Raw genomic sequence first — 25,833 nt, forward strand, 5'->3', positions numbered from 1 at the left:
GTGAGACGCCAGCTACAAAACTAAAAAACCCCAGCTCGCGCCGGGGTCCTTCAAATTCAAAAAATCAAAAATCCAAAAGATCAGTTGGGCAAGTCGCTGGCTGGAGCGGCGGCGGCGCCACCTTCGGCCTGCTGCTTGGCTGCGAGCTGGGCAAGGTTCTGGCGATAGATGGCCATGAAGTCGACCGGCTCCATCATCAGCGGCGGGAAGCCGCCCTGCTGGGTAACGTTGGCGAGCACCTGGCGGGCAAACGGGAAGATCAGACGGGGGCATTCAACCATCAGCAGCGTCGAGATCTGCGCTTCCGGAATATTGCGCAGGCGGAAAACGCCGCCATAGACCAGCTCGACGTTGAAGAGGAGCGTCTCTTCGCGGTTGGCCTTGGCCTTGAGGTTGAGCTCGACCGCATAGAGATCGTCTGACTGCTTCTTGACGCCGACCGAGATCGAAACGTTGAAAGCCGGGTTGCCGCCACCGGCCATGATGGTGCCGGGCGCGCCTGGATTTTCAAAAGAAAGATCGCGGACATACTGGCCCACAAGATTCATGCTGGGCGCGTTGCCGGGCTGCGGCGCTGCCGCGCCCTGGTTTTCGTCGGCCATAATTGGTCCCTTTGTGTTTGGACGTTTTCTTGCCCGGCTGGCTAGCATCTTTGCCGATATCGGACAAGCAAAGAGGCTGACTCAGCTTCTATTTGCGCTGCCAGTCATCGTCGTCGAGGTCGATCGTCTGGCTCCCTTTGAGATGGGGCGGTTCGGCATCGTTCGCATGGCGATAGGATGTTGTTGTCGTCTGCACGACGGTCATGTTGCGCGTCAGTGTCTTATAGAGCCAATGACGAACCGGCGGCACCATCAGCACGAGGGCAATCGCATCGCCCAGAAATCCGGGAATGATCAGCAAAACCGCGGCGACAGCGAGCACCATGCCGTCGAACAGCGCTTGTCCCGGCAGTGTGCCGGTCTGCATGTTGCTGCGCATCCGGTTGAGGACGCTGAGGCCCTGCTGGCGGAGCACCGCGATGCCGAGAACAACGGCGAGGACGACGAGGCCCAGCGTCGGCATGACGCCAATGGTGCGGCCAACCAGAATGAAGAGCGCGATTTCGATCAGGGGCAGAAGTAGAAACAGAATGGGAATGAAGCGGAGCACCCGGGTCATCCTTTGTTTAGGGGCGCGGCAAATCGCGCCGCCGTGAGTGAACTGGTTTTGAGCGAAAGCTTTTCCTATATATAGGATCAACACGCGCGCTCGGCGAGCGCCCAACGGCGTCTTTAGGCACGCCCAGCTATCAGGTGCACCGACATATGGACGAGTTTCTCGATCTGCCCACCCTCATCGCCATTGTGGTCGCGGTCTTCGTGCTGTTCCGCCTCCGCTCTGTCCTGGGAACGCGGACGGGCAATGAGCGCCCGCCGATCGACCGCAGCCGCTCGACGCCGGCCGAAAAGAAAGCCGCTGCCGCCGATGATGGCGTCGTGCCGCAGCGCCCGCGCCCGGCTGATGGCCCCAACCTTGACGACGAGCGCCGCACGCGCAAACTCGAAGCCGAGATCGAGCAGGCCGCGGCCGGCAATGCCGAATTGGCCGCTGGCCTTCGCGCTGTCGCCGAGGCGGATACCGGATTCACGCCAAAATCCTTCCTCGAAGGCGCCAAGCAGGCTTACGAGATGATCGTCACCGGTTTTGCCGAAGGCGACCGCACGACGCTCAAGAACCTTTTGGAAAAAGACGTCTATGAAAGCTTTGCCCGCGCGATTTCCGATCGCGAAGCGGCTGGCCACAAGAACGAGTTCACCTTTGTGGGCCTCCCCAAGGTTGCCATCGTCCAGGCGGAATACGACAAGAAGAATGTCCTCGTGACGGTCGATTTCCACGCCGAAGTGGTTTCGGCAATTCGCGACAAGGACGGCAATCTCGTCGAAGGCAATGCCGACCAGGTGCAGACCATCGCCGACGAGTGGACCTTTGCGCGCAATCCCAAATCGCGCGATCCGAACTGGAAAGTCGTCACCACGAGCCAGCTCGACTGATCAAGCTTCCGGCAGGCGTCAAAAATGTCCAAGCGCGACTCCAAGCGCCTGCCGCACGATTTCCATCTCTGGACCTCCGTGTCCGAGACGGTTGAGCCCCTGCGTCGCAACGGGCTTTTGAAATTTGGGTCCAAGCCTGCCTTGCCCATTCCCGAGCCCGAACCGACGCCGGCGATCAAGGCGCCCCCCCGCATGGGCACCCCCAAAAAGCCTTTCCTGCCGGCCTATCAAGCGCCTTTGCCCGCCGCCAAAGTGGTCGACAAGAATGTCGATCCAGCCATCCATAAAAAGGTCCGCCGCGGCCGTATCGAAATCGATGGCACGATAGACCTTCACGGCATGACCCAGGTCGTCGCGCGTGAAACTCTGCGCCGCTTTATCGGCGCCCGCGCTGCTCGGGGTGACCGGACCCTGCTCGTCATCACCGGCAAGGGCGCCAAGACCGAAAACGACTATATTGCTGCCATGACCGAACGCGGCATTCTGCGCACTATGCTGCCGATCTGGCTTTCCGAACCGGGTCTCTCGCACATGATTTCCGGCTGGAGCCTTGCCGCCCGCGGCCATGGTGGGGAGGGCGCATGGTATGTGCGCCTGCGCCGGCCATGACCCCGCTTGGAGCCAAACTGCGGGCCCTGCGCGAAGCGCGTGGCATATCGCTCAAAGAGATGGCTGCGGCGCTTAATGTCTCGAGCGCTTATCTCTCGGCGCTGGAACATGGCAAGCGCGGCACACCCACGAGCTTTCTGCTCCACCGCATGATCGCCTATTTCAACGTGATTTGGGACGAGGCCGAAGAACTCCAGCGCCTCTCGGAAATTTCCGACCCCAAGGTGACGATCGACACAGGCGGGCTTTCCCCAGAAGCGACCGAACTGGCCAATCGACTGCGGGACAATATCGATCGCCTGGAGCCGGAAGACCTCAAGTTCTTGCGCGATGAACTGGTGAAGCGGACAGGCAAGAAGCGGTAGGCCTCCGATGCCTCCTCGCCACTGACGCAGCACCTCCCCCTTCACGGGGGAGGTTGGGAGGGGGTGCGGGAGCCATGATCCCGGGTGTGAGAACACCCCTCCCCAACCCTCCCCGTCCAGGGGAGGGTGCGACATCGAGCGTGTGGTAGCTCTGGTCGCTAAAGCACGAACTTGCTCAAGTCCGTGTCCCCAGCCAACACACCCACCTTCTCGCGCACAAAGGCTGCATCGATCTCAATGGCCTGTCCGGCCTTATCCGGCGCATCGAAGGAAATCTCTTCGACCAGCCGTTCCATGACCGTCTGCAGACGACGGGCGCCAATATTCTCGACCGAGGAATTGACCTTGACCGCCGCATCCGCAATCGCCTCGATCGCGTCGGTGGTGAACGTGAGCGTCACGCCTTCGGTGCCGAGCAACGCCACATATTGGCGCACGAGGCTCGCCTCGGTATCGTTGAGGATACGAATGAAATCCTCGCGCGTCAGGGCTTTCAGCTCCACCCGGATCGGCAGACGACCCTGAAGCTCAGGCAAGAGATCGCTGGGCTTCGAGACATGGAAAGCGCCCGAAGCAATGAAGAGGACATGGTCGGTCTTGACCGGCCCATATTTCGTCGCGACCGTCGTGCCTTCAATCAAGGGTAGCAGATCGCGCTGCACGCCTTCACGCGATGGCCCGCCCTGCACGCCGCCTTCGCGCTGCGCCACCTTGTCGATCTCGTCGATGAAGACGATGCCGTGGTTCTCAACGAGCTCGATGGCTTCGGTCTTGAGCTGTTCCTGATCGAGCAGCTTGTCGGCTTCCTCGGCGATTAGCGGCTCATAGGCGTCCTTGACCTTGACCTTACGCTTGACCCCGCGGCCGCCCATAGCCGATTTGAACATGTCGCTGAGATTGATCATGCCGATGCCGCCATTGGGCATGCCCGGCATTTCAAACCCGCCCGTATTGGGGGCCGGCTGCATTTCGATCTCGATTTCCTTGTCGTCGAGCTCGTTGTTGCGGAGCTTCAAGCGGAACGAATCGCGCGTTGAAGGGGTAGCCGACGTGCCGACCAAGGCGTCGAGCACGCGCTCTTCGGCATTATGGTGGGCTTGCGCCTGCACATCCCGCCGCCGCTTGTCGCGGAGAACCGTAATCCCCGCTTCGACGAGATCGCGAATGATCTGCTCGACATCGCGGCCCACATAGCCGACTTCGGTGAACTTGGTGGCCTCCACCTTAACGAACGGCGCTTGCGCAAGCCGCGCCAGACGGCGCGAAATCTCGGTCTTGCCGACGCCGGTCGGCCCGATCATCAGGATATTTTTTGGCGTGACCTCGCGGCGCAATTCGGGCGGCAACTGCTGCCGGCGCCAGCGATTCCTCAGCGCCACGGCCACCGCGCGCTTGGCGTCATGCTGGCCGACAATATTGCGGTCGAGCTCGGAAACGATCTCGCGCGGCGAAAAATTGGTCTCTGTCATTTTGTTACTTTCCACAGTACCTTACTGTTGGGCCGCATCGCGGTCCAGGAAGCGCACCATCAGGTGTTCGTCGAGATATCGACCGTTCACGTAGAGATAGCGGGGCTCGGTGCCATAGACCTCAAAGCCCAGCTTTTTATAAAGCCGGATTGCCGGCTCGTTTTCCGACCAGACGCCTAAATGCACCTGGATGACCTTGCCACGTGCATGCTCGATCAGATGCTCGCAAAGCGCCTTGGATGCGCCCGTGCCGCGAAACTCGGGCCGCACATAGACCTGCAGCATCCAGCCACGGTGCCGATCCTTGGTGCCTTCGTTTTGGAGGAAAGCATTGATCCCGGCGAGCAGACCATCCGGCGTGAAAGCACCGAAAACGGTCAACCCTTCGAGCATCCGCCCGATCTCGGCATGGCTCTTTTCAGCGAAGGCTTCGGCCGAAGACAAAAACGCCTCAGGGTGGTTGGCAAGACCTTCGAGCCTTATCGCCCGATAGGCCGCCACGTCCCCTGCTCCGAGCCGCCGGATAGAAAAACGCACGTCAGGTCTCGATCGTTTCGAGCGTGACATTGCCATTGGTATAGACGCAGATTTCCTCGGCGATCTTCATGGCGCGGCGGGCGATGTCTTCGGCATCAAGCTCGGTCGCCTGATGCAAAGCGAGCGCCGCCGAATGAGCATAATTGCCGCCCGAGCCGATAGCGATGACGCCATGGTCGGGCGTCAGCACATCGCCATTGCCCGTCAGCACCAGCGTGTCAGTCTTGTCGGCCACGATCATCATGGCTTCAAGCTTGCGCAGATAGCGATCGGTCCGCCAGTCCTTGGCGAGCTCGACGGCCGCGCGCATCAACTGATCTGGATATTGCTCGAGCTTGGCTTCAAGCCGCTCGAAGAGGGTAAAGGCATCAGCGGTCGAACCGGCAAAGCCGCCGATCACCTTGCCGCCGGCAAGGCGCCGCACTTTTTTCGCGCCATGTTTCATCACGGTCTGGCCCATGGACACCTGGCCATCGCCAGCCACCACGACCTTGTTGCCCTTGCGCACGGAAACGATGGTTGTCCCGTGCCACCCGGGAGAAGTGTTGTCGCTCATTTGGGGAGGTACTCCGAACTGTTGAGTACTATTTAGGAGCGCGCTGCGTGATTGCAATGCGCGGCTACATGCCGCGCGCGACAGACTCCGCGAGAGCAACGGTCGTCTCTTTGGGGAGGCCATAGGTCTCGATGGTCACCGTGTCATCCTTGTTGATGAAGGTAAGCACGTAGAGCTGATCGGGATTGGGCTCTGTCGTCACATCGACCAGATACCCCGCCTGCCAAGGCCCCTCGATGGTGGCCACATTGGCTGCGGTCAGCTCTTCGAATTTGTAGCCTTGGTGCTGCTTGAAATACTCGAGCGGCGTGCCCCCGACGATGTTCTGGCTCACCGCCGTAATCGAATGGACGCGAACGCCCTCCCCTTCGCCACCGCGCCAGCTGCAAAGCGACACGCCGGTGCCTGCGCCATTTTCTTCGCGCAGTTCCGGCTCCTGGCCCAGGGTCTCCGTCAGCAGGTTCTTGTCGAGCAGCGTGCAGGCGTCGCGCGTCGATTGTGCCTCGGCCGGGAGCGGCGCAAGAACCAAAAGTCCGAGGGCGAAAACGGGGACCAAGCGCATCGACAAATCCTTCAAGCTGAAAACCTCGCGCCAGCCTGCATTGAAATATGGAACTGCCATGGCACGGCAACGCCATCTTTATGCCTTTGCGCCTATCTGCTAATGAGCCGCGACCATCGGAGAGACGCCCATGCGCACCGCCAGCATCGCCCGCAAGACCAACGAGACCGAGATATCAGTCTCGATCAATCTCGACGGCACCGGCACGCATAAAATGGCGACCGGCGTGGGCTTCTTCGATCACATGCTCGACCAGCTCTCGCGCCACTCGCTCATCGACATGGATGTGTCCTGCCAGGGCGACCTGCACATCGATTTCCACCACACGGTGGAAGATGTCGGCATTGCGCTGGGCCAAGCCATCAGCCAAGCCATCGGCGACAAGAAGGGCATCCGCCGCTACGCCTCATGCGACCTGCCCATGGACGGCACGCTGACCCGCGCCGCGCTTGATGTTTCCGGCCGCCCCTTCCTCGTCTTCAAGGCTGAATTCAACCGCGACAAGATCGGCGACATCGACACCGAGCTGTTCCGCGAGTTCTTCCAGGCTTTCGCCATCAATGCGGGCATCACGCTCCACATCGAAAATTTCTACTTCGACAACAACCATCATCTGGCCGAGTCGATGTTCAAGGCGGTGGCGCGCGCCTTGCGCGATGCGCTCGAGATCGACCCCCGTCAGGCCGACCGCGTGCCGAGCACCAAGGGCACGCTTTAAAGCGCCCTTCCGCTTGGCGCGTTTTTGCACTAAGTCAGCCCCAAATACGGATGTCACCCCGGCCTCGAGCCGGGGCCCATCTCGAGATCTCAGGATGGATCCGGGCCCAAGGCCGGGATGACATCGAGTATTCGGAGCCTTCCGTGACCCTTTTCGCCCTCTACCGATCCCCCGACGCAACGGCCCTTCCCGCGGCCGTCGCCGAGCGTTTTTCGTGGTTCGCGGCGCTCCTGCCGCCCGTTCATGCGCTCGTCCATCGGCTCTGGGATCAGCTTGGGCTTTTCGTCATCAGTGCCGGCCTCGTCGTGCTCGCCGGTCGCTTCCTCGGCAGCGAGACCGCGTTCTGGCTCTACCTGCTCTTTGCCATCGCCTTCGGTGTTGCGGCGCCAGGCGCCCGACGTCGCGCGCTTGAGCGCCGCAAATTTAAAGAAGCGGGTCACCGCTTCGCCAGCGATGCCGATCTCGCACGTCTGGCCGTTCTGGAGCATCGCTCATGAGCACTGTCGCGATCATCGATTATGGCGCGGGCAATCTGCGCTCCGCCGCCAATGCCTTCGAGCGCGTCGCTGCTGAACGCGGCGATGGCACCGACATCATCGTCACCGCCGACCCCGATCTCGTGCGTCGCGCTGACCGCATCATGCTCCCCGGCGTCGGCGCCTTCGCCGATTGCAAGGCCGGCCTCGATGCCGTCCCCGGCATGACCGAAGTTTTGGACGAACGCGTGATCCGTGGCACCACGCCCTTCCTCGGCGTCTGCGTCGGCATGCAACTGCTTGCCACCGAAGGCCGCGAGAAAACCATCACCCAGGGCCTCGGCTGGATCCCCGGCGCCGTCGAAAAGATCACCCCGTCCGATCCGGCTTTGAAGATCCCGCATATGGGCTGGAACACCATTTCGGTGCTCAATCCCCACGCCCTTCTCGCCGGCATCCCCGATGGGCTCCACGCCTATTTCGTCCACTCCTACCATTTCCATACGAGTGACCCGACGCACCTCATCGCCACGACCGATTATGGTGGCGCGGTGACGGCTTGCATCGGCCGCGACAATATTTTTGGGACGCAGTTTCACCCGGAGAAAAGCCAGGCGCTGGGACTGAAGCTGATCGAGAATTTTTTGAGCTGGGCGCCGTGAGGCACCCCCACCTAACCTCCCCCTGAAGGGGGAGAGACGCGTTCGAGTTTGAGGCACGATCGTGCCAAAGCCAAAGTCCCTGCCCCTCCCCCCTTCAGGGGGAGGCCGGGTGGGGGTTCTGCCAAAGGGCAAAAGACCATGATCCTCTTCCCCGCCATCGACCTCAAAGACGGCCAGTGCGTGCGCCTGAAACTCGGCGACATGAATCAGGCGACCGTCTTCAACGACGATCCCGCCGCCCAGGCCAAGAGTTTCGAAGACCAGGGCTTTGAATATCTGCACGTCGTCGATCTCAACGGCGCCTTTGCCGGCGAGAGCGTCAATGGCGCGGCGGTGGAGAGCATCCTCAAAGCTGTCAACTTCCCTGTCCAGCTCGGCGGTGGCATTCGCACGCTCGATCATATCGAAGCCTGGCTCGACAAGGGTCTCGCCCGCGTCATTCTCGGCACCGTCGCCGTGCGCGATCCGGAGCTGGTGAAAGAAGCCGCCAAAAAATGGCCCGGCCAGGTCGCCGTCGGCACCGATGCCAAGGGCGGCATGGTGGCGGTGGAAGGTTGGGCGGAAACCTCCGAACTCTCCATCGTGGAACTTGCCAAACGCTTCGAAGGCGCTGGCGTGGCCGCCATCATCTATACCGACATCGACCGCGATGGCATTCTAGCCGGGATCAACTGGGACTCGACCCTCGACCTCGCCCGCTCGACATCCATCCCCGTCATCGCCTCAGGCGGCCTTGCGTCCATGGACGATATCGAGCGCATGACCCGCCCGGAATACCAAGTCCTCGAAGGCGCCATTTCCGGCCGTGCGCTCTATGATGGACGGATTGATTCACGTGAAGCACTCGCCAAATTGAGGGCCGCATGAGCGAGATCCAGCCGCCCCGCTTTCCGTGGCTGCGCTATATCCTGGTGCTGATCGTCATCCTGTTGATTGCGCTCGGCCCGGTAATCTCGGTCATCATTTCCAGCAGTGTTGCTAGCGCCAATGGCTGCAATCTCAATGAGGGCGGGGTCAATGTCTGCATGGTCGGCGGCACCGATATGGGCGACATGCTTTATACGATGTTCGTCATGGGCTGGTTCGGCCTTCTCACCCTGCCGCTCGGCTTCGGCGCCGTGATCGTCTGGATCGTCATCGTCACCACCCACCGCATCGCCTGGGGGCGGCACCAAAAGGGCATTCAGCCATGAGCCTCAAGACCCGCATCATTCCCTGTCTCGACGTGGCTGGCGGCCGTGTCGTCAAGGGCGTCAATTTCGTCGATCTCATCGATGCCGGCGATCCTGTCCAGGCCGCCATGGCTTATGACGCGGCTGGCGCCGATGAACTCACTTTTCTCGACATCACCGCGAGCCATGAAGGCCGCGACACGATTTTCGACGTCGTCGCTCGCACCGCCGAACATTGCTTCATGCCGGTCACGGTCGGCGGCGGCGTTCGCTCGATCGAGGACATCCGCAAGCTTCTCCTCGCCGGGGCCGATAAGGTCGCGATCAATTCTGCGGCTGTGAGCGATCCCGATTTCATCTCTCGGGCGGCCGATAAATTCGGCAATCAATGCATCGTCGTTTCGGTCGATGCCAAGCAGCGGCTCGATGCGCGCGTCGGCGGCGATAATCGCTCGGAATGGGAAATCTACACCCATGGCGGCCGCAAGCCGACCGGCATCGACGCGGTGGAGTTCGCCGCTAAAATGGTCGAGCGTGGCGCAGGCGAATTGCTCGTCACCTCCATGGACCGTGACGGCACCAAGTCCGGTTTTGATCTCAAGCTGACCCGGATGATCGCAGACGAAGTCGAAGTCCCGGTCATCGCCTCAGGCGGCGTCGGCAAATTGCAGGACCTCGTCGATGGCGTCATCGAAGGCCATGCCAGCGCCGTCCTCGCCGCGTCCATCTTCCACTTCGGCACTTTTACGATTCCTGAGGCCAAGCGCTATATGGTCGAACACGGGATTGCCATGAGAATGGATCCCGCTTCGGCTTGAGACTCAAAACTGAAACCAGCCTAGATTGTCACCCCGGCGAAGGCCGGGGCCCATCCTGAAATCTCAAGATGGATCCCGGCTCAAGGCCGGGATGACGGCGGTGGTTGGGGAGACAAATATGACCCTTGAAGACCTCGAAGCCCGCATTGCTCTGCGCGCTGCTGCCTCGCCCGAGGAAAGCTATACGGCCAAGCTCATTTCGCGCGGCATCAACAAAACAGCGCAAAAGGTCGGCGAGGAAGCCACCGAAATGGTCATCGCCGCCGTCACCGGCGACAAGGCCGAGCTCGTCAAGGAATCGGCCGATCTGCTTTTCCATATGCTCGTCGTCCTGCGCGCGTCCGGTGTGCCGCTGAGCCTGGTCATGGCCGAGCTCGATGCCCGCACCGCTCAATCCGGCCTTGCCGAAAAAGCCTCCAGAACGGACCAAAGCTGATGGCTCTCGATCCCTATCACCATTTCACCAAGGGCGAGTGGAGCAAGCTGCGCGACGGTGCGCCGATGACGCTGGACCAGGGCGACATCGATCGCCTGCGCGGCCTGACCGACCCGATCTCGCTGACCGAGGCCGAAGAGGTCTATCTGCCAATATCGCGGCTTCTGTCCTATTACGTCGAAGCCATCCAGGGCCTCCACAATGTCCAATCGCGGTTCCTTCAAACCCCACATGGCCACAAGGTGCCCTTCATCATCGGCGTCGCCGGCTCGGTTGCGGTCGGCAAATCGACCACCGCGCGTATTCTGAAAGCGCTGCTGTCGCGCTGGCCATCCACCCCACGCGTCGATCTCGTCACCACCGACGGATTTTTGTATTCCAATGCGACGCTCACCGAAAAAGGCCTGATGGAGCGCAAGGGTTTTCCCGAAAGCTACGACCGCGCACGCTTTGTCAAGTTTTTGGGCGATATCAAATCGGGCAAGGCCAAGGTGAAGGTGCCGGTCTATTCCCACCTCGTCTACGACGTCGTGGCGGGCGAGGAGATTGTCGTCGATCGCCCCGACATTTTGATCGTCGAGGGCCTCAATATCCTGCAGCCCGGCGAATTGCCGCGCACCGGTCGCCCCATCCTCTTTGCCTCCGATTTCATCGATTTCTCGGTCTATATCGACGCCGACAATGACGACCTCGAAGACTGGTTCATGCAGCGTTTCTTTCGCCTCCGCGAAACGGCCTTCAAGGACCCCACCTCCTTCTTCCGCCGCTTCGCCGAAATGAGCGAAGAAGAGGCCGGAACTTTTGGCCGCCAGGTCTGGCGCACGATCAACCTACCCAACCTCGTCGACAACGTGCTGCCCACAAGAGGACGCGCCGACTTGATCCTCAAAAAGGGCAAAGACCATCTGATCGAGAATGTGAGCTTGCGGCGGGTTTAATACGTTCCCGGTTGCGGCTGGCTGAGGACAATAAGATTGCCATCGGGGTCGCGCAGTTTGGCGGTGCTGAAGAAATGGCCGATGGCTTTGGCAACTGGCTTGATCCCGAACATTTCCAATCGCCCGATCTCGTCGGCCAGATCATCGACGATAAGCGTAACAGTGCTCGCCCCCGCCCGGTCGGCATCGGTCGCCACATGCACCCAGCCACCGCCCGGAAGCTTCCATTCGGCGACATCGGCCATGGGCCGGGCATCGGCCTTGCGGCCGAAAAGATACTCGTACCAGACGAGCGATTCCGAGAGGCTTTCGACAGCGATGCTGGCCAGCGCATTTGAAATGGTCATTGCGGGTCCGTTTCTGCTTCGGCCACTAAGTTAGGGTTTTGTGGCAATTGTGTCGATTGGGCTCGACTTGCTCAATTGCGCCAGAGAGTTGGCGGTTGGGCCTGGCACTGATATAGGCGTTCTCGACGAATTCGGGAGACCGGGCATGACAGAGCTCAGAACCGTGGTTGCCGGTGCCGGCGGCCGTATGGGCGGCGCCAATATCAGGGCAGTGGCTGCAAGTGCCGGGCTCAAACTGGTCGGCGCTGTTGATCGCCCTGGCGCAAGTTCCATCGGCAAGGATGCGGGCACCCTCGCCGGCATCGACGCGCTCGGTGTCCAAGTGACCGACGATATCACGGCGCTGCTCGACCAGGCCGACGTCATCATCGACTTTACGGCCCCCGCCGCAACCGTGGCGCTTGCCCAGCTTGCCGCCACCAAGGGCCTGGTTCACCTCATCGGTACCACCGGCTGCTCCGAAGCCGACGATGCCGAAATCGCTGCCGCCGCTGCAGCGGGCGCGCGGATCGTCAAATCCGGAAATTTTTCGCCCGGCATGGTTGCACTCGCCGTGCTCGTCGAAAAGGCCGCGCAGGCCCTGCCCGACTACGACGTCGAAGTTCTGGAAATGCACCACAACCTCAAGGTCGACGCGCCCTCGGGCACCGCGTTGATGCTCGGGGAAGCTGCCGCCAAGGGGCGCAATATTTCACTGAAAGATCATTCCGTGCGCGTGCGCGATGGTCATACCGGCCCGCGCGAATTCGGCACCATTGGCTTTGCGACCCTGCGCGGTGGCAATGTCATCGGCGACCACATGGTCATCCTCGCCGGTCCCTCCGAGCGCATCGAGCTTAACCACCGCGCCCAAGACCGCACCATCTACGCCAACGGCGCCGTCCGCGCCGCCCTCTGGGCCACCCACCAGCCTGCGGGCCTTTACACCATGGCCGACGTCCTCGGCCTCAACGACTAGGGAACAAAAGAATGTCCGGCACACTGATCCTGGTCCGTCACGGCCAGAGCGAATGGAACCTCAAGAATCTTTTTACCGGTTGGCGCAATCCCAACCTCACCGAGCAGGGTGAGGGCGAAGCCCGCGCCACGGGCAAGGCGCTCAAGGCGGCAAACTTCGCGCCCGACCTTTTCTACACCTCGGCCCTCCGCCGCGCCCAGCACACGCTCGATCTCATCCTTGAGGAGATGGGTATTCTCAACGTCACCATCACCCGCAACATCGCGCTCAACGAACGCGACTACGGCGATCTCTCAGGCCTCAACAAGGACGATGCCCGAGTCAAATGGGGCGAAGAGCAAGTGCTGATCTGGCGCCGGTCCTTCGACGTTCCCCCTCCGGGCGGCGAGTCGCTGAAAGACACCGCAGCCCGCACCCTGCCCTATTACGACGCCGAGATCCTGCCTCAGCTCAAAGCCGGCAAGACAGTGCTGATTGCCGCCCACGGCAACTCTTTGCGCGCTTTGGTGATGGCCATCGAAGGCTTGACGCCGGACGAAATCCTGGCGCGTGAAATCGGCACCGGTGAGCCAACGGTCTATAAGATCGGTCCGGATGGGAAGCTGGTCGAGCGACTGAAGCTTTAATTCCAGAAGGCCCCCTCACCCGCCAGCTGCGCTGTCGACCTCTCCCCCAGAGGGAGAGGTAGGAGTTTGCTGAAGTCGCGGAGCGACACCTCTCCCTTGGGGGGAGAGGTCGGCCCGCAGGGCCGGCTGAGGGGGCCTTGCGGATTCACGTGAAACCTCGGCCGCTCAATGTGCCGCCGAAATAACCCCCGCTTCCCAGCCCAAGATCGCCCGCTTCCGCGGCACGCCCCAGTGATATCCCGTCAGCGCGCCCGACGTGCCCACCACGCGGTGGCAGGGCACGACGAAACTGATCGGATTCTTCCCCACCGCTGCGCCCACCGCCCGCGAAGCCGTCGGTCGCCCGATATGGTTGGCAACATTGGAATAGGTCACTGCCTGCCCCACGGGGATTTTGAGCAGCGTTTCCCAGACCTTGACCTCAAAATCCGTACCGATCAGCACGACGCGCACCGGCTGATCCGGTGACCATCGACCGGGCTCGAAAATTCCTGCGGCCATCTGGACGATCCGCGCATCGTTCCGCGTAAACCGCGCCCGCGGCCAGCGATTGGCCAGATCGGCGAAGGCGTCTTCAATGCTGGTCTCCGCATCGGCAAAGCCCAGCCCCGAAATCCCGTAATCCGTTGCCGTGATCACTGCGAGCCCGAAGGGTGACGGCGCCACACCCCAGATCATGTCGATCCCCTCGCCCCCGGCCCGAAACACACCCGGCGGCATCGCTTCATAGGTGACAAAGAGATCGTGGAGCCGCGAGGTCGACGACAGGCCGACCTCATAGGTCGTGTCGAGCACACTCGCCTGATCGCGCAGCAGCGATTTTGCATGATCAAGCGCCACAGCCTGCGCAAAGCTTTTGGGCGAGAGACCACACCAGCGCCGGAAGAGGTCAGTCAACTGCCGCTCGGTTAGGCCCAAGGCCCGCGCAAAGCGCGGCAGGTCGGTGGCGTCGGGACCATTTTCGCTGAGATAGCGGATGGCGGCGCGGATGGTGTCATAATCGTCTTGCGGCGCAAGCGCGGTGAGCTGGTTCATTTGCCGGAACCTTCATTCCAATTCCGGAAAACTCTACCCTGCGACGATCACCGGTTCGACCCGATTTTTACCGAGTTTAGCTCTGCCGCGCTTTTCGCAGCGCCCGGCCAAAAGCGCGGGCAAAACTCGATTTGTCCCCAATAGCCAAAAACCCGCCGAGCTCGATGAGATCATTGCCCTGGCGCAGATGCATGGCGAGCGTCCGCTCATTGTCGTCGCGCTTAAGCACCAGCCGGACTTTTTTCGGATCGAGCCGCCGCAGCTTTTTCTCCTGCCGCGGACCCGTCGTCAGAATCTCGACCTGGTCGCTCCAGACCGTGATCTGCTCGATCAGCTTTGCCCGCCGCGATAGACGCCAGGACAGCGCCGTCAATCCGCCGCCTGCAATCGCAAAGCCAGCGATCCCCGGCAGGATAAATTCCGGCACCGCCACCAGAAACGGCAGGCCCAAAAGCCCGGCGACCGCCAACCCGATCCAGCCGCCGGCAGCGCGCAAAGATCTGTCCGGCCGCAAGGTGGCCGAAAAGAGAGGACTGGTCGTGGTGCTGGTTTGCATTGGCATGATGGACTCGCCCTGAAATATTGGCAGAGATTCGGGGGCGAGAGAATGCCAAGTCCAAGAAAAGTGAAAAAACTTAATCGTGTTGCCGCCGAAGCCATCTTCGAGCGGTTCCACGAGATCGAGCCCGAGCCAAAGGGCGAGCTGGATTATATCAACGCCTTCACCCTTCTCGTCGCGGTGGTCCTGTCCGCCCAGGCCACCGACGCCGGCGTCAACAAGGCCACCAAGCGCCTCTTCGAACTCGCCCCTTCACCTTCTGCCATGGTGGCTCTGGGCGTCGAGCAGATCACCGAATTGATCCGCACCATCGGCCTCTATCGCGGCAAGGCCAAGAACGTCTTTGCCCTTTCGCAGATGCTGATCGATCTCCATGGCGGCGAAGTGCCCGACAATCGCGAGGCCCTCGAAGCCCTGCCCGGCGTCGGCCGCAAGACGGCTAATGTGGTGCTGAACATCTATTTCAAGCAGCCGACCATTGCGGTGGATACCCACCTGTTCCGCGTCGGCAATCGCACCGGTCTTGCCCCGGGAAAAACTCCGATGGAGGTCGAACTCGCCCTAACCAAGCAGGTGCCGGAGCGGTTTATGCTCCACGCGCACCATTGGCTGATCCTCCATGGCCGCTATATCTGCAAGGCGCGAAAACCCGAATGCTGGCGCTGCCCGATCCGCGAATGGTGCCTGTTCGAGCCGAAGACGCCGCTGCCGCGCGGCTAGCTGCCATAGCCCCGCGCCATCGCTGCTGCAAAGAGCGGGATTAACAGCAAGACGCCCGCCTGCAGATGCACGAAACGGCGGCTGGTGCTGATCTCATTGGCCGGCACGACGTAGTCTGCAGCGCCGCCGCCCGCCTTGACCCAACGGCGGACGGCGATGGTCGGCTGAATTGTCAGCAGTCCCATGACGAGAAACGCAGCCATCTTGCCCCAGAAGGCGTGATTGGTCAGATAATACATGGGGTCGATCCCGCCGAACCAGACGCGGACAACACCGACGGCGATCACCACCATGGCGATGGCGCCGTAGGCGGCATCGAGCTTGGCGAGCTGGCCAAGCCGCTCGCCGCCCAGCCCCGGTCGCAGCAGCGCGAACTCCGCTGCGAAAACAGCGACCAGCGTAAACACGGCCAAATGGTGTGCGCAGGCCAGTATCAGGTTCCAGTCCATTGCTCTGTCCTCGTTCAGGTGTTAACGGTGATCACATTTATTCTTCTAAAGTGAACAATGTCAACATCTCTGAACGCGCCTTATCATCATGGCCATCTCCGCCAGGCTCTCCTTGAAGCCGCGCTGATCATTTTGCAAAAAGAGGGCGAGGCTGGCCTAGGTCTTCGCGATCTGGCGCGGGCGGTCGGCGTGTCCCCGGCCGCCCCGTATCGCCATTTCGATTCGCGCGCCGCTCTCCTCGAAGCGCTCGCCGTGACGGGCTTCCAGCGTTTTGCCGCGTCCATGGAAGCCGTCGCCGCCAGCAATCCCAAGGATCCAATGGCGGTCATGGGCCAGACCTATGTCGCCTTCGCCCTCGAAAACCCCAATCTCTTCCGCCTGATGTTCTCGCCACAGCTCAAAAAAGATGGTCGCCCAGGCCTCAAAATGGCAGCCGATGCTGCTTTTGAAACCCTGCGCCATATTGTCGGCGGCGATGTCGGCACCGGTCGCATCAAGGCGCTCGCCGCCTGGGCCAAGGTCCATGGCCTTGCCATTCTGCTCCTCGATAGCCAGATCGCGTTGCGTGCCGGCGAAGATCGAGAGGCGCTGATCGCCGAGATTATTGGCAGTCTCTAAAGCACTGGCGACGCCAAACATTGCCCATGGCGACCTCATGGGTTAAACCCCGAGCGGTTTTTCCCAAAAGTGTCCGGCCCCCATGACCCAGACCCGCTTCGACGTGCTCACCATCGGCAATGCGATCGTCGATATCATCGCACCGGTCGAGCCCGGCTTCATCGAACGCGAGGGCATGAAAGAGGGGATCATGCACCTGATCGATACCGATCGGGCCGAGGACCTCTATTCCAAAATGCCGCTGAGTCGGCAGCAGATTTCAGGTGGTTCCGCCGCCAATACCGCCGCTGGTGTCGCCTCGCTCGGCGGCCGCGCTGCCTTTATCGGCAAGGTCGCCGATGATCCGCTTGGCGATGTCTTCGAAACCGATCTCGACGCCATCGAAGTGCACTACAACACCTCGCGCCTCAAGAATGGCGCCCTCACCGCCCGCTGCATGATCTTCGTCTCCGAAGATGGCGAGCGCACCATGAACACCTATCTCGGCGCCTGCCATCAGCTCACCGAAGCCGATATCCGCCCCGACGACATCGGCGCCGCCGCCATCACCTATATGGAAGGGTTTTTGTGGGATCCGGTGGAAGCCAAAAAGGCCTTCGTGCTCGCCGCCCACTATGCCCACAAGCATGAACGCGCCGCCGCCTTCACGCTCTCGGACCCGTTCTGCGTCGATCGCTACCGCGCCGAATTCCTGGATCTGATCCGCTCCAAAACCATCGACTATGTTTTTGCCAATGTGCACGAACTGAAGTCGCTCTACGAAACCGATGATCTCGGCACGGCCGTCCGCGCCATCGCGCAAGATGCCGAATTGGCCGCCATCACCATGGGCGCCGAGGGTGCTATGGCGGTATACAATGGCGAAGTCGTCTCGGTCCCCGCCTTTGCAGTCGATAAAGTAGTCGACGCCACCGGCGCCGGCGACCTTTTTGCGTCGGGCTTTTTGCTGGCAATGGCACGGGGCCAGAATCTTGAATCCGCACTCAAGACAGGATGTCTTGCTGCGTCCGAAGTCATCTCGCATATCGGCGCGAGACCGCAGCTCGACCTGCAGGATCTTAGCCGGAAGCACGGTCTGGTCGGCTAGTAGCCACCGAAGCTCGCCCCACCCACCGGCCTCCCCTCGCCCCTTGTGGGAGAGGGACAGCAATTCTGCGTTCAGCAGAATTAAAGGGTGAGGGGTTCTATCCACACGTTCGAACGCCGCAGATAGATCGCATACCCCTCATCCCAACCGAAATTCGCAAAAGCGAATTCGGTGACCCCTTCGGGGCACCTTCTCCCACAGGGGGAGAAGGGAGATCTGGTGCTAGCTGAGCGAACTGCGCATCTGCGCCAGCGCTTCACCCGTCCCAGCCGTCGGCCGAAACTCCAGCCCCACAAACCCATCATATCCCTGCGCTGCCAACCACCCCAGCGGCCGCTTCAAATCTAGCCCGCCACTCCCCGGTTGATTGCGTCCCGGATGATCAGCCACATGCACATGCACAATGTGCCTGGCCCGATTACCAACCACCTCTTCCGGCACCTCGCCCATCACCATGGAATGATAGAGATCATAGGTGATCCCGATCTCGGGCCGATCGACCTTGTCCATGATATCGAGCGCTTCAACCGTGCTGGTCAGATAATAGCCCGGATGATCCACAAGATCATTGAGTGGCTCCAGCCCCAGCCGCACGCCTGACCCCTGCAAAACATCGGCCGAGCGCGCCATGGCCAGCGTCAGGTCGTCATGCTGCCGTGCGCGATCGATCCCATCGAGCAGTGGCCCCGACTGGCAGATCAAAACCTTGGCCCCAAGCCGCAGCGCTACGTCGCGGCTCTTTTCGAGCCCCACCAGAAACTGGTCATGGTCCCCTGCCCGCGTTAGCTCGGCAAAAGGTTCGGCGACGATCCCGGCGAGGGTAATGCCGGTCTCACCCAGCACCCTCTCGATCCCGTCGAGATCTTTGTTGGACCAGAGCCAGAATTCGACTGCCTCGAACCCGGCCGCCTTGGCAAGGCGCACGCGCTCCACTGGGTCCGCGCTTTCCGGCACGAACAACATTTCGATGCAGGCTGAATATTTCGTCATGCGAACCTCGTTCCGCCACCGGCCATCTCGGCCAAAATCGCCTTCGCCGCCGCCGCCGGATCTGGCGCCTCGACGATCGGCCGCGCCACGACCAGATGCGTTGCGCCCACGGCCAGTGCCTCCGCCGGCGTCATCACCCGCTTCTGGTCTCCAAGCGCTGCGCCGGCCGGCCGGATACCCGGCGTCACGATCGCCATTTTGGGCCCCAGAATCGTCCGCACCATTTCCGCCTCATGCGACGACGCGACAATGCCGCCGATTCCCGCTTCCTTGGCCTGTTGCGCCCGCAGCGCCACGAGCCCTGCCGCATCCCGCTCGTATCCAGCTTCCTTGACGTCGGCATCGTCCATCGAGGTGAGCACTGTCACCCCCAGCACCATCAACCCCGATCCCGCGGCGGCCTTCTGCGCCGACCGCATGGTCTTGGGATAAGCATGTACCGTCAGCATCGCCGCGCCGGTTTCCGCGATCGCCCCGACGCCCTTTTCGATCGTATTGTCGATGTCGAGGAGCTTGAGGTCGAAAAACACCTTCTTACCCGCCGCGATCAGATCCTTGCCCAGCGCAAAGCCATCGGCGCCATAAAAGCACTGATAGCCGATCTTGTAATAGTCGACCGTATCGCCCAGCGCGGTGATGATGTCTTCGGCGCGGGCGCGTGACGAAACGTCGAGCCCCACGATCAAATGGCCGGCCATGGCAAAATCCCTTCTGTCGCTGATTTGGGTTCGGGTCGCATATCGAGCCAGATGCCGCAAGGCCGAATTGCCGATCCTATGCCACCATAAGAGCTTGTGGCGCGACTCCTATGGCATCATAAAAGCCGCGATTCCCCTTCTTCGGTTACAAAAAGCATGCAGCAACAGGCCCTCTCCACCCTCGTCGCCTGGATGCGGCTCGATTCCGCCATCGCCGCGTTTCATCTCGAACTGAAACAGCGCCACGGGATCACCGGCCTGCAATTGGCAGTGCTTCATACGCTCGCCGAGCGGCCCCACATGGCGCTCGCCGCCCTCCGCAAGGGGCTCAACATGCACGCGGCGACACTCGGCCAATCGATCGATGAACTGCGCCGTCTCGATCTCTGCATCGTCCGCACCGACCCACGGGATCGCCGCGCCCGTCTCGTTGCCATCACGCAAAAGGGGCTCGATCTCGTCGGTGCCGTCCCGCTCGCCGGTCCCAATCGCCTGCGCCAGCTTGAAACCGACCCTGCCCGGCTCGATCGCCTCACCGAAGCACTCAACGACGCCCTCGATCTCTTCGCGCTAAAAGTTTAGCACCACCACGCGTCCGGCAGCGCCTCCATCTCCAACCATTCGCTGAGCAATTCCTGGCTCTCGGCATCGAACAGAAATGCATTGCCGCCGCCGCGATTGGCGTGCCGGCTCTGGTCTTCGCTGCGCGCAATCGCCCGCTTGCCCAAATGGCATTTCAGCAAAGTGCCCACGGCCCCGTGCCCGCAAAAAATCACCGGCGTGTCCGGCGGCACGCTTTTGAGAGCCATCAGCACCGTGCTGACGATCCGTTGCTGCGCATCGACCGCCCGCTCCCAACCATCCGCACTCGTTTCCGGTTCGCCAAAGAACCGGTCCGCCATTTCCTCGAACAGAGCCGGCGGCAGAAAGCCGGTCGAGCTCCTGTCGTTCTCGCCCATCAAGTGATCGGCCAGCACCGGCGTTCCCGCCTGTGCCGCAACGATCTCGGCCAGCTCCAACGCCTTGGTTTCCCGGCTCGAAAAAACAAAAGTGCCCGCCGGGACGATCCGGCGGGCAGCAAAGGCTTCAGCTCTGTCTCGACCCTCCGCCGAAAGCCCCCAAAGGGGCACCGGCACGGCAGCGTCGAGTTTGACCTGCGGATGGGTGAGATAAAGCGCCTTCATCGCGAAAAGCTCGTGAGCTCTGTCACCATCTGCTCGACCTTGCGGATAATCGGCTTTTCCGTCGGGTCGCCATTCTCGTCGAACGCACCCTCTGCCGGCCCGATCCCGAGCAGCGTCGGCACGACGAGCGTCCCGACCTTGGTCAGCGATTCGCGGAGATGGCTCAGCCCCCAGATCGTCCCATATTTGCCCGAGCTTACCCCGCCGATGCCGAAGACGGCATTCCGAAATGGGCTCGGCTTTTGCCGGCTGAGCCAGGTGATTGTGTTGACGATCAGCGGCGAAGCCCCACCATTATATTCGGGGCTTGCGATGAAGACGATGTCATGGCTGCGCCACATCTCGGCAAGCCGCACCGCCGCCTCCGGCACATTTTCCGCTTCGAGATCTTCGTTAAAGATCGGCATGGGAAAATCGGAAAGGTCGATCTCGGTCACCGCCACGCCGGCCTGCGTCAGGGCCCGGCCCATATGCTTTTGCAGCACTCGATTGTAAGAGCCTTGGCGGATCGATCCGGAAAGGGTCAGCGCGGTCTTCATCAAAATTCCTTTGGGGACCATGTCGAAGCCGGAAAGCTTCAATCGTCATCAGGGCAATGGCAGAATTCCTGCCGCGCTAACCTACGTCAAGAGGAGACCCCGCATGCCGTCCATGATCTTCGTCAACGTCCCCGTCGCCGATCTCAAGGCCTCGATGGCCTATTACAAAGCCTTGGGCTTTGATCACAACCCGCAGTTCACCGACGACGCCGCCGCCTGCATCGTCATCTCGGATTCGATCTACGTGATGGTGCTGACCCACGAGAAGTTCAAGCAATTCTCGTCCAATCCCATCCCCGATGCCAAGACTGAGACCGGCGCGCTTTATGCCCTCTCGCGCGAAAGCCGCGAAGCGGTGGACGCCATCGCCGAAGCCGGCCTCAAGGCCGGCGGCAGCGAATTCCGCCCCGCCCAGGACATGGGCTTCATGTATTCCCGCGCCATTGCCGATATCGATGGCCACGTGTGGGAATATGTCTGGATGGACATGAGCGGCGAACCGCCGGCGGCGTAAGGTTCTAACCCTTCAAACAAAAATCCCCGCTCTCGCGGGGATTTTCATTTTAGGCCTCAAACATTTTCTTCAGCTTATCGAAGAACCCACCCGATTCCGGGCTGGTCTCCCCGGTCTCGAGCGCTGCGAATTCCTCGAGCAGTTCGCGCTGCTTCTTTGAAAGGTTCTGCGGCGTCTCGATATCGAGCTGAACATAGAGATCGCCGACATCCTTGCTTCGCAACACCGGCATGCCCTTGCCCTTGAGGCGTACCCGCTGCCCCGGCTGCGTGCCGGTCGGCACCTTCACCTTGGCGCGCGCATTATCGAGCGTCGGCACCTCGAATTCGCCACCCAGGGCCGCGGTGGTCATCGAAATCGGCACGCGTGCATAAAGGTCCGCGCCATCGCGCTGGAACAGGTCATGCGGCTTGATCGAGATGAAAATATAAAGATCGCCCGGCGGTCCGCCGCGCACCCCGGCCTCGCCCTCATTGGCAAGACGAATGCGCGTGCCGTCTTCGATCCCCTTTGGAATATCGACGGAAAGTTTGCGATGCTCCTGACGGCGGCCCTGGCCACCGCAATCGGTGCAAGGCTGGTCCATCATCTGGCCGCGGCCCTGGCAAACCGGGCAGGTGCGTTCGATCGTAAAGAACCCCTGCGCCGCGCGCACCTTACCGTGGCCGTTACACTGACGGCACGTATGGGTACCCGTACCGGGCTTGGCGCCCGAACCGTCGCAGGTGTCGCAACCAACGAGCGTCGGCACGTCGATTTCGACCGTGCGGCCCTCAAAGCTTTCCTCTAACGCGATTTCAAGATTGTAACGCAGATCCGAGCCGCGCAGCTTTGACGCGCCGCCGCCCCCGCCACGACGGCCACCGCCGCCGCCCATGAAATCCCCAAAGATGTCTTCAAAGATATCCGACATGGACGAGGAAAATTCCGGCCCAAAGCCATGGCCACCGCGTCCGCCGCCCTGTTCGAAGGCCGCGTGGCCAAACCGGTCATAGGCCGCGCGTTTTTGCGCGTCTTTGAGCGTGTCATAGGCTTCGTTGATTTCCTTGAACTTGTTCTCGGCTTCGGCATTTCCCGGATTACGATCCGGGTGAAACTGCATAGCGAGTTTGCGATAGGCGCTTTTCAGGGTGGCTTCGTCACTGCCCTTCTGGCAGCCGAGCACTTCGTAAAAATCGCGTTTTGCCAAAAATCTTCTCCGAAACAGCCGGTCGCGCTCTTGCCGCGCCCCGCTTGGATTCTTCTGTTGGTCCCTAGATGGCAATCGACCCCACAACCCGCAAGGGGTCTGGGGTCGGCAAGGTCTGGAGCCGTGTCAAAAGTGCTTTAGCAAGAGTGAGGTGACGGGGCAACGGCGGCAAGCGAATGGCAGTGATTCACGTGGAACGTTGCCAGTCACTGACCCTCCCTCGCCCCTTGAGGGAGAGGGAGAGACTTTTCGCGTCCAGCGAGAAAGTCAGGGTGAGGGGTATCTCTCCTCCGCAGGGGAGCCAGCAGAGGACATGGTAAGAATACCCCTCATCCGGCGCTGCGCGCCACCTTCTCCCTCAAGGGGAGAAGGAAACCCGGATAATGCTGTCGGTAGTTAGCTTCAAAACAAAAAGGCCCGGTGTTTCCACCGAGCCCCAAATCAAAAACGCCTAGCGTTTACTTCTTGTCGTCGTCCTTGACCTCTTCGAAGTCGGCGTCGACAACATCGTCGTCTTCTTCGTCGCGCGTGCCGTTCGCCTTGGCTTCAGCTTCAGCCTGCGATGCCTTGTACATGGCTTCGCCAAGCTTCATCGAGGCTTCGGCGAGGGCAGAGGTCTTTTCCTTGATCAGCTCGGCATTGTCGCCATCGAGCACGCCACGAAGGTCGGTGATCGCGGTTTCGATAGCCGACTTATCCTCAGCCGAAACCTTGTCGCCATAGTCCTTGAGCGACTTTTCGGTCGAGTGAACAAGCGATTCGGCCTGGTTCTTGGCTTCCACCGCTTCGCGCTTGCGCTTGTCGGCATCAGCATTGGCTTCGGCGTCCTTGACCATCTTTTCGATGTCGGCGTCCGAAAGACCACCAGACGCCTGGATGCGGATCTGCTGTTCCTTGCCGGTGCCCTTGTCCTTCGCCGAAACGTTGACGAGGCCGTTGGCGTCAATGTCGAAAGTCACTTCGATCTGCGGCACGCCACGCGGTGCGGGCGGAATGCCGGCGAGGTCGAAATTGCCAAGGAGCTTGTTGTCTGCGGCCATTTCGCGTTCGCCCTGGAAGACCCGGATGGTCACGGCCGACTGATTGTCTTCAGCGGTCGAGAAGGTCTGGCTCTTCTTGGTCGGGATCGTGGTGTTGCGATCGATGAGGCGCGTAAAGACGCCACCGAGTGTTTCGATGCCGAGGCTAAGCGGGGTCACGTCGAGCAGCAGCACGTCCTTGACGTCGCCCTGCAACACGCCGCCCTGAATCGCAGCACCAAGCGCCACGACTTCGTCCGGGTTAACACCCTTGTGCGGTTCCTTGCCGAAAAGCTGCTTCACAGCTTCTTGCACCTTGGGCATGCGGCTCATACCGCCCACGAGAACGACTTCGTCGATCTGGCTCGCGGAAATGCCGGCATCCTTCATTGCCTGTTTGCACGGCTCAATGGTGCGCTGGATCAGGTCGTCGACCAGCGATTCAAGCTTGGAGCGCGACAGCTTCAGCGTGAGGTGCTTTGGACCCGAAGCATCTGCCGTGATGAAGGGCAGGTTGATTTCGGTCTGGGTCGAAGACGACAGTTCGATCTTGGCCTTTTCGGCAGCTTCCTTGAGGCGCTGCAGAGCGAGCTTGTCGTTGCGCAGGTCGATGCCCTGCTCTTTCTTGAACTCGTCGGCGAGATAATCGACGAGACGCATGTCAAAGTCTTCGCCACCGAGGAAGGTGTCGCCATTGGTCGACTTCACTTCGAAGACGCCATCGCCGATTTCGAGGATGGAAACGTCGAAGGTACCGCCGCCGAGGTCATAGACCGCGATGGTGCCCGAGTTCTTCTTGTCGAGGCCATAGGCAAGCGCAGCTGCCGTCGGCTCGTTGATGATGCGCAGCACTTCAAGGCCGGCAATCTTGCCTGCATCCTTGGTGGCCTGGCGCTGGGAATCGTTGAAATAGGCAGGAACGGTGATGACGGCCTGCGTGACGGTCTCGCCGAGATAGGCTTCGGCGGTTTCCTTCATCTTCTGCAAGATCATGGCCGAGACCTGGCTCGGCGAGAATTTGTCGCCCGAAGCTTCGACCCATGCGTCGCCATTGTCGGCGGGCACGATCTTGAAGGGAACGAGGCCCTTGTCCTTGGCGACGACCTTATCGTCGTAACGGCGGCCGATCAGGCGCTTGACGGCGAAAAGCGTGCCTTCGGGATTGGTCACAGCCTGGCGCTTGGCCGGCTGGCCAACGAGGCGCTCGCCATCCTTGGAGAAAGCAACCATGGACGGGGTCGTCCGGGCGCCTTCGGCATTTTCGATCACTTTGGGATTGCTGCCGTCCATGACGGCGACGCAGCTATTGGTTGTACCGAGGTCGATACCAATGACTTTTGCCATAACTCTAGCCTCTCTTTACAGCGAACCCTTCGGTGAAGCCCTTCTCGCGAAGCAGCTTCTGCCCCAACAGGGCGGGGTCCCTCGTAGGTTGATTTGGCCCATTTTCAGGGCCTCGGGGCGTATATAGGGGGGTGCGCTTGGGGCTTCAAGCATGGCAAGGCGCAGAAATGGGCTTGCCGTGGATAAAAGGCGCCGCCCCGAATCATTGGGGGCAGCGCTGAAGCGGGACCGAAAAAATCAGTCGGTGATGGTGTAGCTGCCAAGGCTGCAGATATCGACACCGCGGGCTTCCAGCTCGCCGCCTTCGGCGCTTTCGAAGCGAAAGTCGTAAACGCACTGGTCCGACCCGTCATAGATATAGGTCGTTGCCTGCATGCCGGATTCAAGCGTGCCAGTATCACCGAGCAGGTCGTCGCCCCACTGGTCTTCGTTTGCCGGCGAGGCGTAGAAGAAATGGATCGACTGCGACGAGTTATTGATCAGCGTGAATTCGACGTTTTGCGCGGCAGCCGGCAAGGCGCCAGCGAGCGTCAGGGCGACGGCAGCGCCCAGAATTGCGGTTTTCATGAAAAAGCCCTCACACCAGGCGCACGTCGCGCCCGGACG

At 61.1% G+C, this 25,833-nt stretch carries 35 protein-coding genes; 18 read left to right on the forward strand and 17 right to left on the reverse strand.

What is annotated here, in order from left to right; genetic code table 11:
* Positions 1-80 precede the first annotated feature (80 nt).
* Together secB and ASG47_RS09500 are read right to left on the reverse strand one after the other, a co-directional pair.
* On the reverse strand, positions 81-602 hold the full coding sequence (gene secB / locus ASG47_RS09495; protein WP_061908480.1) for a protein-export chaperone SecB: 522 nt from the start codon (positions 600-602) through the stop codon (positions 81-83).
* Between the two features lie 88 nt (positions 603-690).
* Positions 691-1,152 (reverse strand): FxsA family protein, encoded by a 462-nt coding sequence (locus ASG47_RS09500; protein ID WP_162236085.1) that lies wholly within the window; start codon positions 1,150-1,152, stop codon positions 691-693.
* A gap of 155 nt (positions 1,153-1,307) precedes the next feature.
* Here ASG47_RS09500 and ASG47_RS09505 point away from each other — a divergent pair, with 155 nt between their 5' ends.
* Genes ASG47_RS09505 through ASG47_RS09515 form a run of 3 tightly spaced genes read left to right on the forward strand, consistent with a single transcriptional unit; the run spans position 1,308 to position 3,007 of the window.
* A complete protein-coding gene (locus ASG47_RS09505) occupies positions 1,308-2,033 on the forward strand; it encodes a Tim44/TimA family putative adaptor protein (RefSeq protein ID WP_061908482.1) in 726 nt (241 codons plus the stop codon).
* Positions 2,034-2,057: 24 nt separating this feature from the next.
* Complete coding sequence (locus ASG47_RS09510; protein WP_061908483.1) at positions 2,058-2,642, forward strand: Smr/MutS family protein; 585 nt, start codon at positions 2,058-2,060, stop codon at positions 2,640-2,642.
* Positions 2,639-3,007 (forward strand): helix-turn-helix domain-containing protein, encoded by a 369-nt coding sequence (locus tag ASG47_RS09515; protein WP_061908484.1) that lies wholly within the window; start codon positions 2,639-2,641, stop codon positions 3,005-3,007. Before ASG47_RS09510 ends, ASG47_RS09515 begins: the two co-directional genes overlap by 4 nt.
* A 158-nt stretch (positions 3,008-3,165) precedes the next feature.
* Here the strand turns inward: ASG47_RS09515 and hslU are convergent, their stop codons facing one another.
* The 4 genes from hslU to ASG47_RS09535 all read right to left on the reverse strand — a co-directional run bounded on the left by hslU (position 3,166) and on the right by ASG47_RS09535 (position 6,131).
* Entirely contained in the window at positions 3,166-4,476 is a 1,311-nt protein-coding gene (gene hslU / locus ASG47_RS09520; RefSeq protein WP_061908485.1) for an ATP-dependent protease ATPase subunit HslU, read from the reverse strand.
* 21 nt (positions 4,477-4,497) lie between these two features.
* Positions 4,498-5,013: a GNAT family N-acetyltransferase gene (locus ASG47_RS09525; RefSeq protein ID WP_162243240.1), complete on the reverse strand. Its 516-nt coding sequence runs from the start codon at positions 5,011-5,013 to the stop codon at positions 4,498-4,500.
* Position 5,014: 1 nt separating this feature from the next.
* A complete protein-coding gene (gene hslV / locus ASG47_RS09530; protein WP_061908487.1) occupies positions 5,015-5,569 on the reverse strand; it encodes an ATP-dependent protease subunit HslV in 555 nt (184 codons plus the stop codon).
* Between the two features lie 64 nt (positions 5,570-5,633).
* Positions 5,634-6,131 (reverse strand): hypothetical protein, encoded by a 498-nt coding sequence (locus ASG47_RS09535; protein WP_156464045.1) that lies wholly within the window; start codon positions 6,129-6,131, stop codon positions 5,634-5,636.
* 130 nt (positions 6,132-6,261) lie between these two features.
* Between ASG47_RS09535 and hisB the strand changes: the two genes are divergently transcribed.
* The 8 genes from hisB (at position 6,262) to coaA (ending at position 11,351) form a co-directional block, all read left to right on the forward strand.
* Positions 6,262-6,849, forward strand: a complete 588-nt coding sequence (hisB, locus tag ASG47_RS09540; protein ID WP_156464046.1) for an imidazoleglycerol-phosphate dehydratase HisB — start codon at positions 6,262-6,264, stop codon at positions 6,847-6,849.
* A gap of 143 nt (positions 6,850-6,992) precedes the next feature.
* Positions 6,993-7,346 carry a DUF2628 domain-containing protein gene (locus tag ASG47_RS09545; RefSeq protein WP_061908490.1) on the forward strand — a complete coding sequence of 118 codons (354 nt, stop codon included), beginning with the start codon at positions 6,993-6,995 and terminating at the stop codon, positions 7,344-7,346.
* On the forward strand, positions 7,343-7,987 hold the full coding sequence (gene hisH, locus ASG47_RS09550) for an imidazole glycerol phosphate synthase subunit HisH (protein ID WP_061908491.1): 645 nt from the start codon (positions 7,343-7,345) through the stop codon (positions 7,985-7,987). The genes ASG47_RS09545 and hisH overlap by 4 nt, the downstream gene beginning before the upstream one ends.
* Positions 7,988-8,125: 138 nt before the next feature.
* Complete coding sequence (hisA, locus tag ASG47_RS09555; RefSeq protein ID WP_061908492.1) at positions 8,126-8,854, forward strand: 1-(5-phosphoribosyl)-5-[(5-phosphoribosylamino)methylideneamino]imidazole-4-carboxamide isomerase; 729 nt, start codon at positions 8,126-8,128, stop codon at positions 8,852-8,854.
* Positions 8,851-9,180 (forward strand): hypothetical protein, encoded by a 330-nt coding sequence (locus ASG47_RS09560; RefSeq protein WP_061908493.1) that lies wholly within the window; start codon positions 8,851-8,853, stop codon positions 9,178-9,180. The genes hisA and ASG47_RS09560 overlap by 4 nt, the downstream gene beginning before the upstream one ends.
* Complete coding sequence (gene hisF / locus ASG47_RS09565) at positions 9,177-9,977, forward strand: imidazole glycerol phosphate synthase subunit HisF (RefSeq protein ID WP_061908494.1); 801 nt, start codon at positions 9,177-9,179, stop codon at positions 9,975-9,977. Before ASG47_RS09560 ends, hisF begins: the two co-directional genes overlap by 4 nt.
* 118 nt (positions 9,978-10,095) lie before the next feature.
* A complete protein-coding gene (locus tag ASG47_RS09570; protein ID WP_061908897.1) occupies positions 10,096-10,413 on the forward strand; it encodes a phosphoribosyl-ATP diphosphatase in 318 nt (105 codons plus the stop codon).
* Entirely contained in the window at positions 10,413-11,351 is a 939-nt protein-coding gene (coaA, locus tag ASG47_RS09575) for a type I pantothenate kinase (protein WP_061908495.1), read from the forward strand. Before ASG47_RS09570 ends, coaA begins: the two co-directional genes overlap by 1 nt.
* Here the strand turns inward: coaA and ASG47_RS09580 are convergent.
* Complete coding sequence (locus tag ASG47_RS09580) at positions 11,348-11,698, reverse strand: VOC family protein (protein ID WP_061908496.1); 351 nt, start codon at positions 11,696-11,698, stop codon at positions 11,348-11,350. The two genes, coaA and ASG47_RS09580, sit on opposite strands and share 4 nt — an antisense overlap.
* Before the next feature lie 145 nt (positions 11,699-11,843).
* On the opposite strand from ASG47_RS09580, the gene dapB reads away from it, so the two are divergent.
* Together dapB and ASG47_RS09590 are read left to right on the forward strand one after the other, a co-directional pair.
* Positions 11,844-12,656, forward strand: a complete 813-nt coding sequence (dapB, locus tag ASG47_RS09585) for a 4-hydroxy-tetrahydrodipicolinate reductase (protein ID WP_061908497.1) — start codon at positions 11,844-11,846, stop codon at positions 12,654-12,656.
* Positions 12,657-12,667: 11 nt separating this feature from the next.
* Complete coding sequence (locus tag ASG47_RS09590) at positions 12,668-13,282, forward strand: 2,3-bisphosphoglycerate-dependent phosphoglycerate mutase (protein ID WP_061908498.1); 615 nt, start codon at positions 12,668-12,670, stop codon at positions 13,280-13,282.
* A 165-nt stretch (positions 13,283-13,447) separates the two neighbouring features.
* Here ASG47_RS09590 and ASG47_RS09595 read toward each other — a convergent pair whose 3' ends face one another.
* A complete protein-coding gene (locus tag ASG47_RS09595; RefSeq protein ID WP_061908499.1) occupies positions 13,448-14,317 on the reverse strand; it encodes a methylated-DNA--[protein]-cysteine S-methyltransferase in 870 nt (289 codons plus the stop codon).
* Positions 14,318-14,393: 76 nt separating this feature from the next.
* Positions 14,394-14,879 carry a DUF2244 domain-containing protein gene (locus ASG47_RS09600; RefSeq protein ID WP_082511659.1) on the reverse strand — a complete coding sequence of 162 codons (486 nt, stop codon included), beginning with the start codon at positions 14,877-14,879 and terminating at the stop codon, positions 14,394-14,396.
* A 45-nt stretch (positions 14,880-14,924) separates the two neighbouring features.
* On the opposite strand from ASG47_RS09600, the gene nth reads away from it, so the two are divergent.
* On the forward strand, positions 14,925-15,596 hold the full coding sequence (gene nth / locus ASG47_RS09605) for an endonuclease III (RefSeq protein ID WP_061908501.1): 672 nt from the start codon (positions 14,925-14,927) through the stop codon (positions 15,594-15,596).
* Here the strand turns inward: nth and ASG47_RS09610 are convergent.
* The gene (locus ASG47_RS09610; protein WP_061908502.1) at positions 15,593-16,045 is read right to left on the reverse strand and encodes a DUF2214 family protein; all 453 of its coding nucleotides are present in this window, start codon (positions 16,043-16,045) and stop codon (positions 15,593-15,595) included. The genes nth and ASG47_RS09610 overlap by 4 nt on opposite strands.
* 57 nt (positions 16,046-16,102) lie before the next feature.
* Here ASG47_RS09610 and ASG47_RS09615 point away from each other — a divergent pair, with 57 nt between their 5' ends.
* A complete protein-coding gene (locus ASG47_RS09615; protein WP_061908503.1) occupies positions 16,103-16,663 on the forward strand; it encodes a TetR/AcrR family transcriptional regulator in 561 nt (186 codons plus the stop codon).
* Positions 16,664-16,745: 82 nt separating this feature from the next.
* Positions 16,746-17,750 carry an adenosine kinase gene (locus ASG47_RS09620; RefSeq protein WP_061908504.1) on the forward strand — a complete coding sequence of 335 codons (1,005 nt, stop codon included), beginning with the start codon at positions 16,746-16,748 and terminating at the stop codon, positions 17,748-17,750.
* Between the two features lie 222 nt (positions 17,751-17,972).
* On the opposite strand, the gene ASG47_RS09625 is transcribed toward ASG47_RS09620, so the two are convergent.
* Together ASG47_RS09625 and pyrF are read right to left on the reverse strand one after the other, a co-directional pair.
* Positions 17,973-18,740, reverse strand: a complete 768-nt coding sequence (locus ASG47_RS09625; RefSeq protein ID WP_061908505.1) for a TIM barrel protein — start codon at positions 18,738-18,740, stop codon at positions 17,973-17,975.
* Positions 18,737-19,438, reverse strand: coding sequence for an orotidine-5'-phosphate decarboxylase (gene pyrF / locus ASG47_RS09630; RefSeq protein WP_061908506.1), 702 nt, complete (start codon positions 19,436-19,438; stop codon positions 18,737-18,739). Before pyrF ends, ASG47_RS09625 begins: the two co-directional genes overlap by 4 nt.
* Before the next feature lie 156 nt (positions 19,439-19,594).
* On the opposite strand from pyrF, the gene ASG47_RS09635 reads away from it, so the two are divergent.
* On the forward strand, positions 19,595-20,020 hold the full coding sequence (locus ASG47_RS09635; RefSeq protein ID WP_061908507.1) for a MarR family winged helix-turn-helix transcriptional regulator: 426 nt from the start codon (positions 19,595-19,597) through the stop codon (positions 20,018-20,020).
* Here ASG47_RS09635 and ASG47_RS09640 read toward each other — a convergent pair.
* Positions 20,017-20,622, reverse strand: a complete 606-nt coding sequence (locus ASG47_RS09640) for a histidine phosphatase family protein (protein WP_061908508.1) — start codon at positions 20,620-20,622, stop codon at positions 20,017-20,019. The genes ASG47_RS09635 and ASG47_RS09640 overlap by 4 nt on opposite strands.
* On the reverse strand, positions 20,619-21,161 hold the full coding sequence (locus ASG47_RS09645) for an NADPH-dependent FMN reductase (RefSeq protein ID WP_162243241.1): 543 nt from the start codon (positions 21,159-21,161) through the stop codon (positions 20,619-20,621). The genes ASG47_RS09640 and ASG47_RS09645 overlap by 4 nt, the downstream gene beginning before the upstream one ends.
* A 103-nt stretch (positions 21,162-21,264) precedes the next feature.
* On the opposite strand from ASG47_RS09645, the gene ASG47_RS09650 reads away from it, so the two are divergent.
* Positions 21,265-21,675, forward strand: a complete 411-nt coding sequence (locus tag ASG47_RS09650) for a VOC family protein (RefSeq protein WP_061908510.1) — start codon at positions 21,265-21,267, stop codon at positions 21,673-21,675.
* A gap of 49 nt (positions 21,676-21,724) precedes the next feature.
* Here ASG47_RS09650 and dnaJ read toward each other — a convergent pair whose 3' ends face one another.
* From dnaJ to ASG47_RS09665, 3 genes are all read right to left on the reverse strand, one after another.
* Positions 21,725-22,864 (reverse strand): molecular chaperone DnaJ, encoded by a 1,140-nt coding sequence (gene dnaJ, locus ASG47_RS09655; protein WP_061908511.1) that lies wholly within the window; start codon positions 22,862-22,864, stop codon positions 21,725-21,727.
* A gap of 458 nt (positions 22,865-23,322) precedes the next feature.
* Entirely contained in the window at positions 23,323-25,227 is a 1,905-nt protein-coding gene (gene dnaK / locus ASG47_RS09660; protein WP_061908512.1) for a molecular chaperone DnaK, read from the reverse strand.
* Positions 25,228-25,464: 237 nt separating this feature from the next.
* Positions 25,465-25,794 (reverse strand): hypothetical protein, encoded by a 330-nt coding sequence (locus ASG47_RS09665; protein ID WP_061908513.1) that lies wholly within the window; start codon positions 25,792-25,794, stop codon positions 25,465-25,467.
* Between the last annotated feature and the right edge of the window lie 39 nt (positions 25,795-25,833).

Source organism: Devosia sp. Leaf420 (assembly GCF_001425445.1).
Classification (GTDB): domain Bacteria; phylum Pseudomonadota; class Alphaproteobacteria; order Rhizobiales; family Devosiaceae; genus Devosia.

Excerpts from the sequence above, each read along its gene's own strand:
- secB (WP_061908480.1), bottom strand. The coding sequence starts at position 602 with ATGGCCGACGAAAACCAGGGCGCGGCAGCGCCGCAGCCCGGCAACGCG.
- ASG47_RS09505 (WP_061908482.1), top strand. The coding sequence starts at position 1,308 with ATGGACGAGTTTCTCGATCTGCCCACCCTCATCGCCATTGTGGTCGCG.
- ASG47_RS09510 (WP_061908483.1), top strand. The coding sequence starts at position 2,058 with ATGTCCAAGCGCGACTCCAAGCGCCTGCCGCACGATTTCCATCTCTGG.
- ASG47_RS09515 (WP_061908484.1), top strand. The coding sequence starts at position 2,639 with ATGACCCCGCTTGGAGCCAAACTGCGGGCCCTGCGCGAAGCGCGTGGC.
- hslU (WP_061908485.1), bottom strand. The coding sequence starts at position 4,476 with ATGACAGAGACCAATTTTTCGCCGCGCGAGATCGTTTCCGAGCTCGAC.
- hslV (WP_061908487.1), bottom strand. The coding sequence starts at position 5,569 with ATGAGCGACAACACTTCTCCCGGGTGGCACGGGACAACCATCGTTTCC.
- ASG47_RS09535 (WP_156464045.1), bottom strand. The coding sequence starts at position 6,131 with ATGCGCTTGGTCCCCGTTTTCGCCCTCGGACTTTTGGTTCTTGCGCCG.
- hisB (WP_156464046.1), top strand. The coding sequence starts at position 6,262 with ATGCGCACCGCCAGCATCGCCCGCAAGACCAACGAGACCGAGATATCA.
- hisH (WP_061908491.1), top strand. The coding sequence starts at position 7,343 with ATGAGCACTGTCGCGATCATCGATTATGGCGCGGGCAATCTGCGCTCC.
- hisA (WP_061908492.1), top strand. The coding sequence starts at position 8,126 with ATGATCCTCTTCCCCGCCATCGACCTCAAAGACGGCCAGTGCGTGCGC.
- ASG47_RS09560 (WP_061908493.1), top strand. The coding sequence starts at position 8,851 with ATGAGCGAGATCCAGCCGCCCCGCTTTCCGTGGCTGCGCTATATCCTG.
- hisF (WP_061908494.1), top strand. The coding sequence starts at position 9,177 with ATGAGCCTCAAGACCCGCATCATTCCCTGTCTCGACGTGGCTGGCGGC.
- ASG47_RS09570 (WP_061908897.1), top strand. The coding sequence starts at position 10,096 with ATGACCCTTGAAGACCTCGAAGCCCGCATTGCTCTGCGCGCTGCTGCC.
- coaA (WP_061908495.1), top strand. The coding sequence starts at position 10,413 with ATGGCTCTCGATCCCTATCACCATTTCACCAAGGGCGAGTGGAGCAAG.
- ASG47_RS09580 (WP_061908496.1), bottom strand. The coding sequence starts at position 11,698 with ATGACCATTTCAAATGCGCTGGCCAGCATCGCTGTCGAAAGCCTCTCG.
- dapB (WP_061908497.1), top strand. The coding sequence starts at position 11,844 with ATGACAGAGCTCAGAACCGTGGTTGCCGGTGCCGGCGGCCGTATGGGC.
- ASG47_RS09590 (WP_061908498.1), top strand. The coding sequence starts at position 12,668 with ATGTCCGGCACACTGATCCTGGTCCGTCACGGCCAGAGCGAATGGAAC.
- ASG47_RS09595 (WP_061908499.1), bottom strand. The coding sequence starts at position 14,317 with ATGAACCAGCTCACCGCGCTTGCGCCGCAAGACGATTATGACACCATC.
- ASG47_RS09600 (WP_082511659.1), bottom strand. The coding sequence starts at position 14,879 with ATGCCAATGCAAACCAGCACCACGACCAGTCCTCTCTTTTCGGCCACC.
- nth (WP_061908501.1), top strand. The coding sequence starts at position 14,925 with ATGCCAAGTCCAAGAAAAGTGAAAAAACTTAATCGTGTTGCCGCCGAA.
- ASG47_RS09610 (WP_061908502.1), bottom strand. The coding sequence starts at position 16,045 with ATGGACTGGAACCTGATACTGGCCTGCGCACACCATTTGGCCGTGTTT.
- ASG47_RS09615 (WP_061908503.1), top strand. The coding sequence starts at position 16,103 with ATGTCAACATCTCTGAACGCGCCTTATCATCATGGCCATCTCCGCCAG.
- ASG47_RS09620 (WP_061908504.1), top strand. The coding sequence starts at position 16,746 with ATGACCCAGACCCGCTTCGACGTGCTCACCATCGGCAATGCGATCGTC.
- ASG47_RS09625 (WP_061908505.1), bottom strand. The coding sequence starts at position 18,740 with ATGACGAAATATTCAGCCTGCATCGAAATGTTGTTCGTGCCGGAAAGC.
- pyrF (WP_061908506.1), bottom strand. The coding sequence starts at position 19,438 with ATGGCCGGCCATTTGATCGTGGGGCTCGACGTTTCGTCACGCGCCCGC.
- ASG47_RS09635 (WP_061908507.1), top strand. The coding sequence starts at position 19,595 with ATGCAGCAACAGGCCCTCTCCACCCTCGTCGCCTGGATGCGGCTCGAT.
- ASG47_RS09640 (WP_061908508.1), bottom strand. The coding sequence starts at position 20,622 with ATGAAGGCGCTTTATCTCACCCATCCGCAGGTCAAACTCGACGCTGCC.
- ASG47_RS09645 (WP_162243241.1), bottom strand. The coding sequence starts at position 21,161 with ATGAAGACCGCGCTGACCCTTTCCGGATCGATCCGCCAAGGCTCTTAC.
- ASG47_RS09650 (WP_061908510.1), top strand. The coding sequence starts at position 21,265 with ATGCCGTCCATGATCTTCGTCAACGTCCCCGTCGCCGATCTCAAGGCC.
- dnaK (WP_061908512.1), bottom strand. The coding sequence starts at position 25,227 with ATGGCAAAAGTCATTGGTATCGACCTCGGTACAACCAATAGCTGCGTC.
- ASG47_RS09665 (WP_061908513.1), bottom strand. The coding sequence starts at position 25,794 with ATGAAAACCGCAATTCTGGGCGCTGCCGTCGCCCTGACGCTCGCTGGC.